19 protein-coding genes are annotated in these 16,925 nt (G+C 71.2%); 7 read left to right on the top strand and 12 right to left on the bottom strand.

Annotated features, from left to right (window positions below; all coding sequences use genetic code 11):
* Window positions 1-90: 90 nt before the first annotated feature.
* The gene (locus tag ACIQI8_RS21470) at window positions 91-477 is read left to right on the top strand and encodes an STAS domain-containing protein (RefSeq protein ID WP_402352786.1); all 387 of its coding nucleotides are present in this window, start codon (window positions 91-93) and stop codon (window positions 475-477) included.
* Here the strand turns inward: ACIQI8_RS21470 and ACIQI8_RS21465 are convergent.
* The gene (locus tag ACIQI8_RS21465; RefSeq protein ID WP_402352784.1) at window positions 361-1,377 is read right to left on the bottom strand and encodes a sigma-70 family RNA polymerase sigma factor; all 1,017 of its coding nucleotides are present in this window, start codon (window positions 1,375-1,377) and stop codon (window positions 361-363) included. The genes ACIQI8_RS21470 and ACIQI8_RS21465 overlap by 117 nt on opposite strands.
* Window positions 1,378-1,508: 131 nt before the next feature.
* Window positions 1,509-2,774, bottom strand: a complete 1,266-nt coding sequence (locus ACIQI8_RS21460; protein WP_402352781.1) for an MFS transporter — start codon at window positions 2,772-2,774, stop codon at window positions 1,509-1,511.
* A gap of 63 nt (window positions 2,775-2,837) precedes the next feature.
* On the opposite strand from ACIQI8_RS21460, the gene ACIQI8_RS21455 reads away from it, so the two are divergent.
* Window positions 2,838-3,788, top strand: a complete 951-nt coding sequence (locus ACIQI8_RS21455) for a LysR substrate-binding domain-containing protein (protein WP_402352778.1) — start codon at window positions 2,838-2,840, stop codon at window positions 3,786-3,788.
* A 33-nt stretch (window positions 3,789-3,821) separates the two neighbouring features.
* Here ACIQI8_RS21455 and ACIQI8_RS21450 read toward each other — a convergent pair whose 3' ends face one another.
* Complete coding sequence (locus ACIQI8_RS21450; RefSeq protein ID WP_402352775.1) at window positions 3,822-4,586, bottom strand: alpha/beta hydrolase; 765 nt, start codon at window positions 4,584-4,586, stop codon at window positions 3,822-3,824.
* 113 nt (window positions 4,587-4,699) lie between these two features.
* Between ACIQI8_RS21450 and ACIQI8_RS21445 the strand changes: the two genes are divergently transcribed.
* Together ACIQI8_RS21445 and ACIQI8_RS21440 are read left to right on the top strand one after the other, a co-directional pair.
* The gene (locus ACIQI8_RS21445; protein ID WP_402352772.1) at window positions 4,700-5,818 is read left to right on the top strand and encodes an adenosine deaminase; all 1,119 of its coding nucleotides are present in this window, start codon (window positions 4,700-4,702) and stop codon (window positions 5,816-5,818) included.
* Window positions 5,819-5,996: 178 nt separating this feature from the next.
* Window positions 5,997-6,356 (top strand): ATP-binding protein, encoded by a 360-nt coding sequence (locus ACIQI8_RS21440; protein ID WP_401713695.1) that lies wholly within the window; start codon window positions 5,997-5,999, stop codon window positions 6,354-6,356.
* Window positions 6,357-6,431: 75 nt separating this feature from the next.
* On the opposite strand, the gene ACIQI8_RS21435 is transcribed toward ACIQI8_RS21440, so the two are convergent.
* The 5 genes from ACIQI8_RS21435 to afsQ1 all read right to left on the bottom strand — a co-directional run bounded on the left by ACIQI8_RS21435 (window position 6,432) and on the right by afsQ1 (window position 10,261).
* Complete coding sequence (locus ACIQI8_RS21435) at window positions 6,432-6,638, bottom strand: PspC domain-containing protein (RefSeq protein ID WP_402352769.1); 207 nt, start codon at window positions 6,636-6,638, stop codon at window positions 6,432-6,434.
* 93 nt (window positions 6,639-6,731) lie between these two features.
* Complete coding sequence (locus ACIQI8_RS21430; protein WP_402352766.1) at window positions 6,732-7,283, bottom strand: VanZ family protein; 552 nt, start codon at window positions 7,281-7,283, stop codon at window positions 6,732-6,734.
* Window positions 7,284-7,365: 82 nt separating this feature from the next.
* Complete coding sequence (locus ACIQI8_RS21425; protein WP_402352764.1) at window positions 7,366-7,998, bottom strand: hypothetical protein; 633 nt, start codon at window positions 7,996-7,998, stop codon at window positions 7,366-7,368.
* A complete protein-coding gene (locus tag ACIQI8_RS21420) occupies window positions 7,995-9,587 on the bottom strand; it encodes an ATP-binding protein (RefSeq protein ID WP_402352761.1) in 1,593 nt (530 codons plus the stop codon). The genes ACIQI8_RS21425 and ACIQI8_RS21420 overlap by 4 nt, the downstream gene beginning before the upstream one ends.
* Window positions 9,584-10,261 carry a two-component system response regulator AfsQ1 gene (gene afsQ1, locus ACIQI8_RS21415; RefSeq protein ID WP_280878262.1) on the bottom strand — a complete coding sequence of 226 codons (678 nt, stop codon included), beginning with the start codon at window positions 10,259-10,261 and terminating at the stop codon, window positions 9,584-9,586. Before afsQ1 ends, ACIQI8_RS21420 begins: the two co-directional genes overlap by 4 nt.
* A gap of 243 nt (window positions 10,262-10,504) precedes the next feature.
* Here afsQ1 and ACIQI8_RS21410 point away from each other — a divergent pair, with 243 nt between their 5' ends.
* Window positions 10,505-11,242, top strand: coding sequence for a SigE family RNA polymerase sigma factor (locus ACIQI8_RS21410; RefSeq protein WP_402352758.1), 738 nt, complete (start codon window positions 10,505-10,507; stop codon window positions 11,240-11,242).
* 213 nt (window positions 11,243-11,455) lie between these two features.
* Here ACIQI8_RS21410 and ACIQI8_RS21405 read toward each other — a convergent pair whose 3' ends face one another.
* Window positions 11,456-12,091 (bottom strand): uridine kinase, encoded by a 636-nt coding sequence (locus tag ACIQI8_RS21405; RefSeq protein ID WP_402352755.1) that lies wholly within the window; start codon window positions 12,089-12,091, stop codon window positions 11,456-11,458.
* 127 nt (window positions 12,092-12,218) lie between these two features.
* On the opposite strand from ACIQI8_RS21405, the gene ACIQI8_RS21400 reads away from it, so the two are divergent.
* Window positions 12,219-12,620 (top strand): hypothetical protein, encoded by a 402-nt coding sequence (locus tag ACIQI8_RS21400; protein WP_402352752.1) that lies wholly within the window; start codon window positions 12,219-12,221, stop codon window positions 12,618-12,620.
* 64 nt (window positions 12,621-12,684) lie between these two features.
* On the opposite strand, the gene ACIQI8_RS21395 is transcribed toward ACIQI8_RS21400, so the two are convergent.
* Genes ACIQI8_RS21395 through deoC form a run of 3 tightly spaced genes read right to left on the bottom strand, consistent with a single transcriptional unit; the run spans window position 12,685 to window position 15,982 of the window.
* Window positions 12,685-13,593: an aldehyde dehydrogenase family protein gene (locus ACIQI8_RS21395; RefSeq protein WP_402352750.1), complete on the bottom strand. Its 909-nt coding sequence runs from the start codon at window positions 13,591-13,593 to the stop codon at window positions 12,685-12,687.
* Window positions 13,583-15,019, bottom strand: coding sequence for an aldehyde dehydrogenase family protein (locus ACIQI8_RS21390; protein WP_402352747.1), 1,437 nt, complete (start codon window positions 15,017-15,019; stop codon window positions 13,583-13,585). Before ACIQI8_RS21390 ends, ACIQI8_RS21395 begins: the two co-directional genes overlap by 11 nt.
* Before the next feature lie 6 nt (window positions 15,020-15,025).
* Window positions 15,026-15,982, bottom strand: coding sequence for a deoxyribose-phosphate aldolase (deoC, locus tag ACIQI8_RS21385; protein WP_123998117.1), 957 nt, complete (start codon window positions 15,980-15,982; stop codon window positions 15,026-15,028).
* A gap of 214 nt (window positions 15,983-16,196) precedes the next feature.
* On the opposite strand from deoC, the gene ACIQI8_RS21380 reads away from it, so the two are divergent.
* On the top strand, window positions 16,197-16,922 hold the full coding sequence (locus ACIQI8_RS21380; RefSeq protein WP_402352744.1) for a PH domain-containing protein: 726 nt from the start codon (window positions 16,197-16,199) through the stop codon (window positions 16,920-16,922).
* Window positions 16,923-16,925: the final 3 nt, after the last annotated feature.

Genomic DNA, 16,925 nt, shown 5'->3' with positions numbered 1-16,925 from the left:
TCGGCTCCTTGATCCCGGCCGCAGGGCACGCCTCCTGAGCGCATGCCGTCGGCGGACAGGCGGACACACCACGTGGGCGCGCGGCCCGCGATGAGTTCCGACCGTCCGGCCGGTCTACCGCTCGTGGACGCCATGACACCCGCCGTACTCGTGCTGCCCGGCCCCGTCACCCGTGACGAGGTGGCCGGGCTGTGCGACGGCGTGCGCGCGCGGCTGGAGGCCACCGGGGCGGGCGTCGTCGTGGTGGACGTCGCCGCGCTCGGGCCGCCGGGGCTCGGGGCGGTGGATCTGCTCGCGCGGCTCGAACTGGCCGCCCGGCGGGCCGGGGGCCGGATCAGGCTGCGCGAGCCCGATCCGGCGCTACACGCCCTCCTCGGTCTGGTCGGGCTCCGCTTCGAGATGGAGGGGCAGGTCGAAGAGCGGGAACCACCGCTTGGTGTCGAGGAAGAAGTGGAACCCGGTGAGCCGGCCGTCTGAGATCTCCAGGACCTGGACCGCCCAGGGGCTGTAGCCGCCCGCCTCCGGGTCCGGCTTGTACTGGGCGAACCCGGGCAGTCCGTTGACCTGCACCGGAATCAGGCGCGAGCCCTCGCAGGCGGCGCCCAGCGTGGTCATGAAGCCGGTGATGTCGTCGTGGCCCGTCAGCCACAGGTCGAACGGCGGCATCGTCATGACCGCGTCCTCGTGCAGCAGCGCGGTCAGCGCCGTCATGTCGTACCCCTCGAACGCCTTCACATAGCGCTCCAGGAGTTTCTGCTGCTCCTCGTCCAGCGGGTCCGAGACGGCCGCGCCGGCCGCCTTGTCCTCCCGCTCCGCCAAAGTGGCCCGGGCCCGCTGCAGCGCGCTGTTGACCGACGCGACGGACGTGTCGAGCAGCTCGGCGACCTCGCTCGCCCGCCAGGCCAGCACCTCGCGCAGGATGAGCACCGCGCGCTGCTTGGCCGGCAGTTGCTGCAGGGCCGCCATGAAGGCGAGCCGCACGGACTCCTTGGCCACCGCGGCCTCCGCCGGGTCCTCGGGCGTGGGCAGCACGCGCGCGTCCGGCATGGGCTCCAGCCAGGTGTTGTCCGGGCGGGGGGAGAGCGCGGCCTGGGCGAGCGGGGTGGATTCGCTCAGGTCCATCGGACGGGCGCGCTTGTTGCCCGCGTTCAGCATGTCCAGGCAGACGTTCGTCGCGATGCGGTAGAGCCAGGAGCGCAGGCTGGAGCGGCCCTCGAACTTCTCGTAGCTGCGCCAGGCGCGGACCATCGTGTCCTGCACCGCGTCCTCGGCCTCGAAGGAGGAGCCGAGCATGCGATAGCAGTACCCCGTCAGCTCCGTGCGGTGTTTCTCCAGCCGGACGTCCAGGTCCGTCGTCGTCGCCGTACCGTCGCTCATCGTCCACCCACCCCTGTGGTGTTTCTGTCGCGCTTGTGTGCGCCCAGCACTTCGGAAGCTACCGCAGGGCACTGACAATGGCCCCTGGAGTGAACAAAGGGGCAGGTCAGAGGTGGGGAGGAGGACCGGCGTCAGGCGGTCACGGGGCGTGCGGCCAGCCGCGCCGCCCGGGTCCCGAGGAGGGTGATCATCACGACTCCGGCCACCGCGAGCAGTCCGACGCCGACCGTCCCGGCCCAGCCGCCGGCGTGGAAGGCGAGCGCGCCCACCGTGCTGCCCGCGCTGGAGCCGATGTAGTACGCCGACTGGTACAGCGCCGAGGCCTGGGCGCGGCCTGTCGTGGCCGTCCTGCTGACCGCGGAGGAGGCGCACGCGTGCCCGGCGAAGAAGCCCGCGGTGATCAGCACCAGGCCCAGCAGGACCAGCGGGAGCGAGGGCGCCAGGGAGAGCAGCAGCCCGGAGGCCGTCGTACCGGCCGCCAGATACAGCGCCCCACGGCGGCCCAGTCGGCCCACCAGGCGTCCCGCCGTGGACGCCGACACCGTGCCGACCAGGTAGACCAGGAAGATCGAGCCGATGACGCCCTGCGGGAGCGAGAACGGCGCCTCGGTGAGGCGGTACCCGATCACCGTGTAGACACCGCCGAAGACGGTCATGAACAGGGCGCCGATCGCGTACAGCCGGCGCAGCAGCGGGTCGGCGAGGTGGTCGCGGACCGTGCGGGCCACCGCCCGGGGGCGCAGCGAGCCCGGCGTGAAGTGCGTGGGCGCCGGCAGCAGCAGCCGGAAGGCCACCGCGCAGGCCACCGCGATCGCGCCGATGACACCGACGGCCACCCGCCAGCCCCACTCCTGCGCGACCCACCCGGTGATCACCCGGCCGCTCATCCCGCCGACGCTGTTGCCCGCGACGAACAGTCCGATCGCCGTGACCAGCGCCTGGGGCCGGACCTCCTCGGCCAGATACGCCGTCGCGGATGCGGGCAGCCCGGCCAGCGCGGCACCCTGAAGGAACCGCAGCGCCACCAGCGGGCCCAGCGAGGGCGCGAACGGCACCAGGACACCCAGGCCCACCGCGACCATCAGGGACGCGGTCATGACCGTACGACGTCCGAATCGCTCCGACAGCGCGCTCATCGGCAGCACGAACAGCGCGAGTCCGCCGGTCGCCGCCGCCACCGTCCAGCTCGCGTCGCTCGCCGCCACCCCGAACCCGCCGGAGATCAGCGGCAGCAGAGCCTGCGTGGAGTACAGCAGCGCGAAGGTCGCGACGCCCGCGAGGAAGAGGGCGAAGCTCATCCGGCGGTAGCCGGGGCCGCCCGGGGTCAGCCGGGAGTCGGAGGCGGGGACGGGGGAGAGGGCATCCGTGGGAGCGGACACCTCGGTACTGGCAGGCATGCCTCGAAGCTACGTACGCTCCCGCTCATCCGTCCAATGCACGGAATCGTCATAATCGTTCCCATGGAGCATCAGCAGAGGTCACAGGCTCATCTGTCACCGTCCGGTGACACAGAAGACATCGTCGCGCTGCTCGCGCCCCGCCTCGCGTACTTCGCCGGTGTCGCCCGCACCGAGCACGTCACGCGGGCCGCACAGGAGATGCGGGTCCCGCAGTCCACCCTCTCCCGGGCGATGGTCCGCCTCGAACAGGACCTGGGCGTCGACCTGTTCGCCCGCAGAGGCCGCACGGTGTCGTTGACCCCCGCCGGGCGCACCTTCCTCACCTCCGTCGAACGGGCCCTCGCCGAGATCGAGAAGGCCGCCGACGAGGTCCGCGCCGACGCGGACCCGACCACCGGCAAGGTCGCGTTCGGCTTCCTGCACACCATGGGCTCCGAGACGGTCCCCGGGCTGATCCGCGCCTTCCGCGCCGACCATCCCCGGGTCCGCTTCACCCTCGTCCAGACCTACGGCGAGGCGATGCTGGAGAAGCTCCGGGCCGGTGAACTGGACCTCTGTCTGACCTCCCCGGTCCCCGACGCCCCCGGCCTGGTGGCCCGCCGCCTGGACGAACAGAAACTCCGCCTGGTCGTCCCCGCCGACCACCCCTTGGCCACCCGCCGCCGCGTCCGCCTGTCGGAGGCCGCCGAGGAAACCTTCGTCACCCTGGAGCCCGGCTACGGCCTGCGGCGCATCACCGACGACCTCTGCAAGGAGGCGGGCTTCAAGCCGAGGGTCGCCTTCGAGGGCGAGGAGGCGGAGACGCTACGGGGTCTGGTGGCGGCGGGCCTGGGCGTGGCCCTGCTGCCGCCACCGGCCTTCCCCCGCCCGGGGGTTGCCGAACTGACGGTCACGTCTCCGAGGGCGGCGAGAGAGATCGGCGTGGCCTGGCTGGAGGGACATCCGGACACGCCACCAGTGGCCGCCTTCAAGAAGTTCCTCCTGTCGAGAAGGGGAAGTCTCCTGACCTGACCTGACCTGACCTGACCTGACCCGGTCCGACCGTCAGCGGCGCAACGATTTTCCGAACCCCGCGGCCAACGGCATCCGCAGCCCCAGAGGCGGCGGCGCCGCGAACGCGTCCTCCAGCGGCCGGGCGAAGGACGCCCTGAACAACGCCCCCCGCACGAAGTCCAGTGCCAACGCGTGCACTTCACTGCGGTACTGGTGCAACCCGTGTCCGTCGGCGTGCACTTCGAACCGGCACACGTCCCGGTTCGCCTTCTTCGCCCGCGAGGCGAGCCTGAACGACAGTTCGGGATCGGTGCGTTCGTCGTTCGTGCCGTGCACGATCAGCACCCGCCGGCCCACCAACTGCTTCACCGGTTCGGGCGAAGCCGCCACGTCGTCCTCCGGCAACCAGGGCGCGATCGCCAGCACCGAGTTGACGGCCTCGTGCCCGCCGGCCCGCAGCGCCGCCCGGCCGCCCATGTCGACGCCGAGGAGGCACACGGGCACGTCGCCGTAGCGTCGTACGACCTCGTCCGCCGCCCAGGTCGCGTCGCCCGCGAGATGCGCCTCGTTGCCGTTCCAGCCGCGGTAGCGGTAGTGGACGACGTGTGCGGCGAGGCCGTCGTCGCGGCCCGCGCGGGCCAGGCGGCGGCCCAACGCCCTTACGGAGGCGGTGGCGAGCATGGGGGACGGTCTGCGGGCGGACTCCTCGTGGCCGCCGGGGAGCAGCAGCACCACGCCGCTCACCGTCGTCGGCTCCGGGCCGAGTGCCCTCCCCAGCCGGGCCCGTCGCACCGGCGTCGTCGCTTGGTGTGCCATGACAGAACAGTGTCAGAAGGGTCGGTGCACACGAACCGTCCGCGCGGTCACCGTTACGTATCGACGGAGTTGTACACCGAGCGATCTACGCGCGTAGGAAGTAGAGTGCGGCAATGACGAGCCAGAGCACCGCGAACATCCCGACGCCGGACCAGATCCGCCGGGCGCCGAAGGTTCTGCTGCACGACCACCTCGACGGCGGCCTGCGTCCGGGCACCGTCGTCGACATCGCCCGGGAGACGGGATACGACCGGCTTCCCGAGGGCGACCCCGACAAACTCGGCCTGTGGTTCCGCGAGGCCGCCGACTCCGGTTCCCTGGAGCGGTACTTGGAGACCTTCTCGCACACCGTCGCCGTGATGCAGACCCGCGACGCGCTGGTGCGGGTGGCCCGCGAGTGCGCGGAGGACCTCGCCGAGGACGGGGTGGTGTACGCCGAGGTGCGGTACGCGCCCGAGCAGCACCTGGAGGGCGGCCTGACCCTCGAAGAGGTCGTCGAGGCCGTCAACGAGGGCTTCCGGGAAGGGGAGCGGCTGGCCCGGGAGAACGGTCACCGCATCCGGGTGGGCGCCCTGCTCACCGCCATGCGGCACGCGGCCCGCGCCCTGGAGATCGCCGAACTCGCCAACCGCTACCGGGACCTGGGGGTCGTCGGCTTCGACATCGCCGGCGCCGAGGCCGGCTTCCCGCCCACCCGGCACCTCGACGCCTTCGAGTACCTCAAGCGGGAGAACAACCACTTCACCATCCACGCCGGCGAGGCCTTCGGACTGCCGTCCATCTGGCAGGCCCTGCAGTGGTGCGGCGCCGACCGGCTCGGCCACGGGGTGCGCATCATCGACGACATCGAGGTCGCCGACGACGGCTCGGTGCGGCTGGGGCGGCTCGCCGCCTACGTACGGGACAAGCGGATCCCGTTGGAGCTGTGCCCCAGCTCCAACCTCCAGACCGGGGCCGCGGCCTCGTACGCCGAGCACCCGATCGGGCTGCTGCGCCGGCTGCACTTCCGGGCCACGGTGAACACCGACAACCGGCTCATGTCAGGCACCAGCATGAGCCGGGAATTCGAGCATCTTGTCGACGCGTTCGGTTACACGCTCGACGACATGCAGTGGTTCTCCGTCAATGCGATGAAATCAGCGTTCATTCCTTTCGATGAACGACTCGCGATGATCAATGACGTCGTGAAGCCCGGATATGCCGAGCTCAAGTCCGAATGGCTGTTCCAGTAGACCGCCTCCACCAGCGGGTATGCGGTCGATAAGGGGTGGCCGGGACGTATCGGCCCACTGGGAATGCGGACGGGTATTCACAATCCGTCCGCATTTCGATGTTTGCGGCGGGCGCCTTCGCATGTTTACGGTCGTGGACCGCTCACATCCCCGTAACCCCATTTCGAGGACGCATTTCATGAAGCAGTCTGCTGCCAAGACCCTCGGTGTCGCCGCGCTCGGTGCCGCCTTCGCCGCCACCGGCGCGGGTGCCGCGAACGCCGCCCCGGCGGTTCCGGACGCGAGCCAGGCGCTGGGCACCCTCACCCAGACGCTGCCCGCCGAGAACGTCGCCAAGGCGCTGCCGGGTGCCGGTGAGGCCCTCAGCCAGGCGCAGCCCGCGCTCGCGTCGGGTCTGTCCGCCGTGCAGCCGGCCGCCCAGAAGGTGCTCGCCGACGGCCCGACCGCGCCGGTCGCGGGGCTCCTCGGCGGTCTCCCGGTGGGCCAGACCGGCCTGCCCACGCACGGCCTGCCGCTGAACGGGATCCCGCTCGGCTGAACCGCCCTCGGACACACAGGTGGGGCGCACCCCTCGGACACGGGGTGCGCCCCATCGGCGTACACGGAAAGCGGGTCACCAGGCGGCGGTGCGGGCTGCCTTCTCCTCGGAGGGGAACAGGATCCACAGCGCGATGTAGAGCAGGAACTGCGGGCCCGGCAGCAGGCACGAGAGCACGAAGATCACGCGCATCGTGGTCGCGGAGGTGCCGAAGCGCCGCGCCAGCGCTGCGCACACTCCGCCGATCATGCGGCCGTTGGTGGGGCGGGCAATGGCGGACATGTGCGGCTCCTTCGTGAGCGTCGGTCGGGCGGCCGGTCGTGGCTGCCTCATCTGCCTTCAACGCTACGGAGAACCCGCGGATCCGGCGTCGCTCTACGGTGCGATGCCGACCCTGGGAATCGTCGGGGTCAGACCCTGAGCGGCTTCCTCCTGGAGGACGGCCGCGGGCGGCAGGCGATCCCCCCTGCGGCGGAGCCGGGCGCGGCCGGCCGGTACCACCGCGAGATGCGCGAGGGCCACGCCGACGGTGTTCAGGAACAGCGTGTCGACGTCGGCGACCCGGCCGGGCACACCGGTCTGCAGCAGAGTGATGCCGAGCGAGATGAGGGCACCGGCCGCGGCCGTGCGGACCAGGGACGACAGTGGCGCCGCGTACAGCCGCCCGTGCACCAGCGGGATCAGCACGCCGAGCGGGGCGAGCAGTCCGAGCCCCTCGGCGATGCGCCGGGCCGCCTCGGGCCAGCCCAGCGCCAGATCGGCGTGGATCCCGGCGAACGGGCGCAGATTGGCGGGCTGTACCCAGGGGACGTCCAGCGGGCGCAGCGTGAGCCAGGCGACGAACACGAGATGTGCGACGAGGAGAACACCTCCTGCCACACGGACGCGGATCTCGGCGCTGCCGCCGACGAAGCCTTGACGCTGCACGCCCCACAAGACGCGGCCCCCGGCGGGATCGGTTCCGGCTTACCCCCAGGTACCTGGATGAGGCCTGTGCCACACCCGTACGTCAGCCGCCCGTCACCTCGGCGGACGGCGGCTCCTGCGAGCCCGGGCGGGAGCGGACCTCGTCCGTGCACTCGTAGCGGCGCAGCGGATCGCGGCCCGGGCCGCCCAGGATGACCGAGCCGTCGCCCTCGGCCGCGGCGGAGTCGGAGAAGGTGCACACGATCTGGGCCAGCGCGTAGGAGGTGAGGTCGGCGGGCGCGCTGCTCAGGCGCAGCGTGTCCTCCGGGTCGCCGGCGTGCGGGCCGCCCACGCCGATGCCGCCGCGCACGTCCGTCGTGTACCCGGCCTCCCGCTCCGCGGACGACGGGGTCGCCGTCAGCTCGTCCAGCAGCCCCTGCGCCACCAGCACCCGCCGCTGCGAGTCGGCGGTGCCGTCCGGGACCCGCACCGTCCGGTCCACCGCGACCAGCGACGAGCCGCACAGCAGGAACACCTGCACCGGCAGCCCGCGCGAGGCCTGTGTCGAGATGTTCGGCTCGGCCAGCGAGCACTGCACCCGCGAGGGCGCCGCCCCGAAGTCCGTCGGGACCTCCGTGGAACGGATCCCGCACCCCGTCAGCAGCGCGGCCAGCACGGGCAGCGCCAGCAGCCGGCGCACCCCGAACGGGCGTGCCGCGGTGGGTCGTACGGTCATGAGGGCTCCCCCTGCTTCCCCTCGGCCTGCTCGGGGTCCTCCGTCAGCGCCGACACGTCCTGCGGCAGCCGCAGCGTGAACACCGCACCCCCGTCGGGGGAGTTGGCGGCGGTGATCTCGCCGCCGTGGATGTGCGCGTTCTCCAGGGCGATGGACAGGCCCAGGCCGCTGCCCTCGGAGCGGGGGCGGGAGGCGCTCGCCTTGTAGAAGCGGTCGAAGACGTGCGGCAGGACGTCCTCGGGGATGCCGGGCCCGTGGTCGCGCACCGCGATGACCACCTCGGCGCCCGTGCCGTCCTGGCCGCCCTTGGTCCCCGACTCCCGCACCGCGACCCGCACCGGGGAGCCGCCGTGCTTGAGCGCGTTGCCCACGAGGTTGGCCATGATGACGTCCAGCCGGCGCGGGTCGAGCCGGGCGTGGATGCCCCGCTCGGCGTCCAGGTCGACCGCGTCCAGCCAGGCGCGCGCGTCCAGGCACGCGGTGATCTGGTCGGCGACGTCCACGTCGTCCAGGACCAGGCGGGCGGTGCCGGCGTCGAAGCGGGTGACCTCCATGAGGTTCTCGACCAGGTCGTTGAGCCGCCGCGTCTCACTGACGACCAGCCGTACCGCGGGCTCGATCATCGGATCCATGGACCCGGACTCCGCCTCCAGCTCCTCCTCCAGGATCTCGGTGACGGCGGTGATCGCGGTGAGGGGCGTACGGAGTTCATGGCTCATGTCCGCGACGAACCGGCGGGACGCCTCGTCCCGTGCGGCCATGTCGTCGACGCGTTTCTCCAACGCCTCGGCCGCGTAGTTGAACGTCCGTGACAGATCCGCGAGTTCATCGGTCCCCGACACCCGCAGCCGGGTGTCGAGCCGGCCCTCGCCGAGCCGCCGGGCGGCCGTGCCCAGCCGCTGCACGGGCTTGAGCACGGTCGTCGCGGCGGCCTGCGCGAGCAGCGCCGAGCCGATGAGCGCGAGCCCGGTGGCGATACCCAGCGACCAGGCAAGGGAGTTGAGGTCTTTCGCCTCCGGCTCCAGGGACTTGAGCATGTAGCCGGTCGCGCCGCCGCCGATCACCTTGGTGCCGGCCACCAGGTACGGGGTGCCGTTCTGCACCACCCGCTGCCAGTAGAGGTGGTACGGGTACTTGTTGCCGGAGTCGACCTTCTGCTTCTTGTTCACCGCGGCGCGCAGCGAAGTCGGCACGTCCTGAAGGGAGAAGCCGTCCAGGGCACCCGAAGTGCCGTACAGGGCCTTGCCGTCGGCACCCCGCGCGACCAGCAGCACGCTGAAGCGCTGGCTGCTGCCCGACATCTGCCCCGCGGTGTGCTGGAGTTCGTCCTGCGAGGGGTCCGGCGGCAGCGAGCCCGCGCGGTTCTGCATCTCCTGCTGGAAGTCGCGCAGCACGGCGTCCTGGGTGCGGGTGAGCACCGCCTCGCGGTTGAGCCAGTACGCGATCCCGGACGCGGAGACCGCGGCCGTCAGCGCCACCAGGCCGAACACGACGACCAGGCGCAGCCGCAGACTGGTGAACCGCAGCCGGGACCAGACTCCCTTGCGATCCGCGGCCCAGCCGCGGATCCCCCCGTGCGCTTCGGTCACTGAGGCGAGTCCAGCCGGTAGCCGACACCACGCACCGTACGGATCAGGGTCGGGGACGACGGCACGTCCTCGACCTTGGCGCGCAGCCGCTGCACGCAGGCGTCCACAAGGCGCGAGTCACCCAGGTAGTCGTGCTCCCACACCAGCCGCAGCAACTGCTGCCGGGACAGCGCCTGTCCCGGCCGCCGGCTCAGTTCGAGCAGCAGCCGCAGCTCGGTCGGGGTGAGCTGGAGATCCTCGCCGTTCTTCGTCACGGTCATCGCCGCGCGGTCGATGACGAGGCTGCCGAAGGTCGCCGCGTCGTTCGACTCCCGCTCACCGCGCCGCAGCACGGCCCGGATCCGGGCGTCGAGAACCCGCCCCTGCACGGGTTTGACGACGTAGTCGTCGGCACCGGACTCAAGACCGACGACGATGTCGATGTCGTCGGAGCGCGCGGTCAGCAGAATGATCGGCAGCTGGTCCGTGCGCCGGATGCGCCGGCACACCTCGAACCCGTCGATGCCGGGCAGCATCACGTCCAGCACGATCAGGTCCGGACGCTGCTCGCGCAACAGCTTCAGGCCGTCCTCGCCGGTGGCAGCAGTGGCCACGCGGTGACCCTGGCGCGTCAGTGAGAGCTCCAGGGCCGTACGGATGGCGTCGTCGTCCTCGATCAGCAACAGGGAAGGCACGGGCCTCATTCTGGCCCATGCACGGCCGGGGTTTCGACACTTGTACAGGTACGGCCCCTAACGCCGCTCTCTGTGACCACGCTGTGCGATTCCGTAGCCGGACCCCTGTGACAGGTCTGTGACAGTCGGCGGACACGTCCATGAAGTGGCCCGGGCAAGCTTCTCGGCACAGGCAAGGAAACGCCGCGAGGCAGCACCGCCTGAGCAGGCCGAACACCGGAAGTCCACGACGGGGGGCGCGAGATGAACACGCTGCACAGCACAAGCGCAAGCGCGGTTGTCACGCGACTGCACGACGTCACCCGGGGTTCAGAGAAGTCCGGTGCCGTGAGCGGGCGGGGGTGCGCTCGCGGCACCGGGCGTCAGCACACCGGGTACATGACGGTGGTTGACGGTGTCACGGGGGAGACACACGGGGGAAGCGCGTACAGGGAGGGCACGGGGGAACGCCGTTCGCTGTCGGAGGCGGAGTTCACCGCCTACGTCCAGGAGCGTCGAGCCTCCCTGTACGCAACCGCCTACCACCTGACCGGCGACCGCTTCGAGGCCGAGGACCTGCTGCAGAGCGCGCTGTTCTCGACCTACCGGGCGTGGGACCGGATCAGCGACAAGGCCGCGGTCGGGGGCTACCTCCGCCGCACCATGACCAACCTGCACATCAGCGCGTGGCGCCGCCGCAAGCTGAACGAGTACCCGACCGAGGAACTGCCGGAGACGCCCGGCGACACGGACGCCATGCGCGGCACCGAACTGCGCGCCGTCCTGTGGCAGGCGCTCGCCCGGCTCCCCGAACTCCAGCGCACGATGCTGGTCCTCCGTTACTACGAGGGCCGCACCGACCCGGAGATCGCGGAGATCCTCGACATCAGTGTCGGCACGGTGAAGTCCAGCATCTGGCGGTCGCTCCGCCGGATGCGCGAGGACGAGGTCCTCAGCTTCGGCCGTGACGAGGAGGACGCCTTCGGGGAGCTCGTCGCCTGAGGGTTGGGGGGAAGCACGGGGGAAGCAAGTGGGGGAGCGGCAACCGAGGGGGCACCACTGGGGGGTGGTGAACGGTTGCCGGAACTCCAACGGGGGCCACGGGGGAACGGGGCCAACGGGGGAGCAGCACGGGGGAGCACCACGGGGGAACGGGGAAGCGGGACTGGAGGGCCGGGGGGTCCGTCCAGTCCCGCTTTTTCGTGCGTACGGGGTTCAGATCGTCGGTGTCGCCGCGGGCCGTCGGCCCACCGCGGCCTCGGCGAGCCGCGTCAGGGCCTCGTCCTTGTCACACGGAAAGGCACCCAGCGCGGTCTGCCGGCTGACGATCGACCGTTCCTGACGCATCAGCCGCCAGCCCCTGCGGAGCAGGAACGGCACCGACTTGCGGCCCTCGCGCAGATCCCGCAGGAAGCGGCGCCGGAAGGTGCGCATCGGACCACGGCTGAGGCACAGCGCGTCGGCCAGCAGCCCCAGTTCACGGCAGCGCCCCACGATCTCGGCGGCGAAGATTCCCTCCGCGACGAAGAGCGGCGTACGCCCGATGTCGACGGCGTCCTCGCCGGTGCGGGCGCTGAGCGAGATGTCGTACACGGGGACGTTCGTACGGCCCGTGCGGCACAGGTCGGCTATCGCGGCGACCGCGATGTCCGCGTCCCAGGACTCCGGGTGGTCCCAGTCGATGTCGGAACTCCCCGCCACCTGCGGCAGCGTCGGGTCGTTCCCTTCCTTGTAGAAGTCGTCGAGGCGCAGCACCGGCAGACCGGAACGGGCGGCGACGAGGGACTTGCCCGAGCCCGAGGGGCCGCAGAGCAGCACGACACGGGCGGAGGAAGGGACATGGATGCTCACGGGTCACCAGTTTGACGTATTCCGTACGCCCTGCCGACCCCGCGGGTCGTCTTTGGAGTGCGCATCACACCTCAACTACCCTTCGTGTCGACACGATTACCCCGCGCACCAGAAGGTGGCACCAGCGATGGCACGACACACGTCCTCCCCGAACCCGACCGCCCAGCGGGCCCTGGTCGCCCTCGCGACGGCAGGCGTGGCGCTCGGCGCCGGTGCCGCGAGTGCCGCCGCGGACACCGAGCCGGTACTGGACGTGGTGCGCACCCGTCCCACCTCCCTCGGCACGATCGACCCGCAGGCCGGCACGCAGGCCCTCACCGGCATGGTCGGCTACGTCACGGGACCGGTCGCCGACCTCAAGCCCAACCCCCTCGCGGGCACGGGTGTGGACCCCCTCGACAACGGCCTTGGCACCCAACTCGCCGACTTCAAGCCCCTGGCCACCCAGGCCCTCACCGGTCCGGTGGCCCAGGCTGAGTCGATCGGCAGCGTTCCGGTGGTGGGGCAGGTGGCGGGGCTGCTGCGCTGACGCGGGGACGAGGAGAGCCGCGCCGCCCCCGGATGGTGGGGCGGCGCGGCTCGGTCGTGGGGGCTCAGTACGACGAGCCCGAGGCGCCCAGGGCGCCGGTCGGGTGCCAGACCGTCTTCGTCTCCAGGAACGCCGTCATGCGGTCGAGGCCCGGAGCCGCCGACCAGTCGACTTCGTCCACAGGCTGTGGACGGAGAACGCGCTTGAGGTTGTCGGCCGCCGCGATCTCCAGCTCCTTCGCCAGGACGTCGTCGGCGCCCGCGAGGTCGATCGCGTTGACGTCCTGGTGTGCGGCCAGGGGCGTCGCGATCTCCGCCGTCCGGCCGGAGAGGACGTTGACGACACCGCCGGGGACGTCCGACGTCGCCAGCACCTCGCCCAGCGACAGGGCCGGGAACGGGGACTTCTCGCTGGCGATCACGACGGCCGTGTTGCCGGTCGCGATCACCGGGGCGAGCACCGACACCAGGCCCAGGAACGAGGAGTCCTGCGGGGCGAGGACCGTGACCACGCCCGTCGGCTCCGGGGACGACAGGTTGAAGTAGGGGCCCGCGACCGGGTTGCCGCCGCCGACCACCTGGGCGATCTTGTCGGTCCAGCCCGCGTACCAGACCCAGCGGTCGATCGTCGCGTCCACGAGCACGGCCGCCTTCGACTTCGACAGGCCCTCCGCGTCGGCGACTTCGCGCGTGAACTGCTCCCTGCGGCCCTCCAGCATCTCGGCCACGCGGTAGAGGACCTGGCCCCGGTTGTACGCCGTCGCGCCGGACCAGCCGCCGAACGCCTTGCGGGCGGCGACGACCGCGTCACGGGCGTCCTTGCGGGAGGACTGCGGCGCGTTCGCCAGCCACTTGCCCTTTGAGTCGGTCACCTCGTACACCCGGCCGCTCTCGGAACGCGGGAACTTCCCGCCGACGTACAGCTTGTAGGTCTTGAAGACGCTCAGCCGCTGCTGCTCGCTCTTATCGGACATCGAGGTACGCCTCCAGGCCGTGGCGACCGCCCTCGCGGCCGAAGCCCGACTCCTTGTACCCGCCGAACGGCGAGGTCGGGTCGAACTTGTTGAACGTGTTGGACCAGATGACACCGGCCCGGAGCTTGCTCGCGACCGCGAGGATCCGGGAGCCCTTCTCTGTCCAGATGCCCGCCGACAGGCCGTACTGGGTGTTGTTGGCCTTGGCGACGGCCTCGTCCGGGGTGCGGAAGGTGAGGACCGACAGGACCGGGCCGAAGATCTCGTCGCGGGCGATCGTGTGCGCCTGGGTGACGTTCGTGAAGAGCGTCGGGGCGAACCAGTAGCCGGAGGAGGGCAGTTCGCACTCCGGGGACCAGCGCTCGGCTCCCTCCGCGCTGCCCTGCTCGACGAGCGAGGTGATCCGGGCGAGCTGCTCGGCGGAGTTGATCGCGCCGATGTCCGTGTTCTTGTCCAGCGGGTCGCCGAGGCGGAGCGTGGAGAGCCTGCGCTTGAGCGAGTCCAACAGCTCGTCCTGGATGGACTCCTGGACCAGCAGCCGGCTGCCCGCGCAGCAGACCTGGCCCTGGTTGAAGAAGATGCCGGTGACGATCCCCTCCACCGCCTGGTCGATGGGGGCGTCGTCGAAGACGATGTTCGCGCCCTTGCCGCCGAGTTCGAGGGTGACCTTCTTGCGGGTGCCCGCGATGGTCCGCGCGATCTCCTTGCCGACGGCCGTGGAGCCGGTGAAGGCGACCTTGTTGACGTCCGGGTGCGCGACGAGCGCGGCGCCCGAATCCCCGTATCCCGGAAGGATGTTGACAACGCCTCTGGGCAGACCGGCCTGGCGGCAGATGTCCGCGAAGAACAACGCCGACAGGGGAGTGGTCTCGGCGGGCTTGAGGACCACCGTGTTGCCGGTGGCCAGCGCCGGGGCGATCTTCCACGCCAGCATCAGGAGCGGGAAGTTCCAGGGGATGACCTGGCCCGCGACGCCCAGCGGTCGCGGGTTCGCGCCGAAGCCCGCGTGGTCCAGCTTGTCGGCCCAGCCCGCGTAGTAGAAGAAGTGCGCGGCGACCAGGGGCAGGTCGGCGTCCCTCGTCTCCTTGATCGGCTTGCCGTTGTCCAGGGTCTCCAGGACGGCCAGTTCGCGGCTGCGCTCCTGGATGATCCGGGCGATGCGGAACAGGTACTTGGCGCGCTCGGAGCCCGGCAGCGCCGACCACTTCTCGAAGGCCTTGCGGGCGGCCTTCATCGCGCGGTCGACGTCCGCCTCGCCCGCCCGGGCGATCTCGGAGAGGACTTCCTCGGTGCTCGGGCTGACGGTCTTGAAGACCTTGCCGTCGGCCGCCTCGGTGAACTCGCCGTCGATGAACAGGCCGTAGGAGGGCGCGATGTCGACGACCGAGCGGGACTCGGGCGCCGGTGCGTAATCAAAGGTAGCCATGTCGGATCAGTCCACCGTCACGTAGTCGGGGCCGGAGTAGCGGCCGGTGGCCAGCTTCTGACGCTGCATCAGCAGGTCGTTCAGGAGCGAGGACGCGCCGAAGCGGAACCAGTGGTTGTCCAGCCAGTCCGCGCCCGCGGTCTCGTTGACCAGGACCAGGAACTTGATGGCGTCCTTGGAGGTCCGGATGCCACCGGCGGGCTTCACGCCGACCTGGACGCCGGTCTGCGCGCGGAAGTCGCGCACCGCCTCCAGCATCAACAGGGTGTTCGCGGGCGTCGCGTTGACGGCGACCTTGCCCGTCGAGGTCTTGATGAAGTCCGCGCCCGCCAGCATGCCGAGCCAGCTCGCGCGCCGGATGTTGTCGTACGTCGACAGCTCGCCGGTCTCGAAGATGACCTTGAGGCGGGCGGCGCCCGAGGCCTCCTTCACGGCGACGATCTCGTCGTACACCTTCATGTACTTGCCCGCGAGGAACGCCCCGCGGTCGATGACCATGTCGATCTCGTCGGCGCCCGCGGCGACCGCGTCGCGCACGTCGGCCAGCTTCACGTCGAGCGCGGCACGGCCGGCCGGGAAGGCGGTGGCGACCGAGGCGACCTTCACGGAGGAGCCGGCGACGGCCTCCTTGGCGACGGCCACCATGTCGGGATAGACACAGACGGCCGCGGTCGAGGGGCTCGTCCGGTCGGTCGGGTCGGGGCGCACCGCCTTGGCGCCGAGCGCCCGGACCTTGCCGGGGGTGTCCGCGCCTTCCAGCGTCGTCAGGTCGACCATCGAGATGGCGAGGTCGATGGCGTACGCCTTCGCGGTGGTCTTGATGGAACGGGTGCCGAGCGAGGCGGCACGCGCCTCCAGGCCGACCGCGTCGACGCCGGGCAGCCCGTGGAGGAAGCGGCGCAGCGTGCTGTCGGACGCGGTGACGTCGCCGAGAGCGGGTGCTGTGGGTGCAGTGGTGGGCATGGTCACCAGACGAGCATATCTACGCGCGTAGCGGCTGTACAGCCCCGGAGACCGAGCTCGGTCACGCCGCCCGGTGCAGTGCCCTCAGGGGCGCGGGGCTGCATTGATATGCGGCTCCGCCGCGTGAGCGCGACCAGCCACGACGCACCCGCAGACGCGAACGCAACAGGTCCCCAACGGCGAGGAGGCGAACCGCTGAGGCACAATCGGCAGCATGACGACCCCGCACCACGAGCCCCCCGCGCCGCAACCCCCGGCATCCGAGTCCAGGGACCGCATCTACCGATCACCCGCGGGGATCGCCGGTGGTGTGCTGCTGCTCGCCATCGTGGCCTGGCTCGGCCTTGACGCGATCTTCTCCGGCCACGGCCGCACGCCGTGGCTCGCGCTCGCCACGCTCATCCTCGTCGTGCCGCCGGTCGTCGCCTTCACGCTGCGTCCCGCGGTGTACGCCAACGCGGACCGGCTGCGCATCCGCAATCCGTTCCGGGTGATCGTGCTGCCCTGGGGGCAGGTCGCTTCCCTGCGCTCCGGTTTCTCGAACGAGGTCGTGGCGCAGTCCGGCACCAAGTACCAGCTGTGGTCCGTCCCCGTCTCCCTGCGAGCGCGGAAGAAGGCGTCCCGGCGGGAGTCCCGGGCGGCGGCGGACCAGGCCGCGGGGGGGAGCAGGCGGAGCCGCGGCGGTTTCGGCGGCGCCTTCGGGGGTGGCGGCGGGCTCGGTGGTGGCCTGAGTGGCGGGCTCTCGCGAGGTCAGGCCGTTCCGGACGGGCCGGTGCGGGCGGAGACCGACAAGGTCATGGACGAGCTGCGGGAGTTCATGGAGACGCGGGGGCAGGCCGAGACGGCTCAGGGCGAGGTGACCGTGCGCTGGGCGTACGAGGTCGCGGGGCCGACGCTGGCCGGGGCCGTGCTGCTGGTGATTCTGCTCGTGGTGGGCTGACGG

It is taken from the genome of Streptomyces sp. NPDC092369 (assembly GCF_044755245.1).
Lineage (GTDB): Bacteria > Actinomycetota > Actinomycetes > Streptomycetales > Streptomycetaceae > Streptomyces.
The sequence above is the reverse complement of the archived record's forward strand: the minus strand, read 5'-3'. Positions and strand labels throughout refer to the sequence as shown.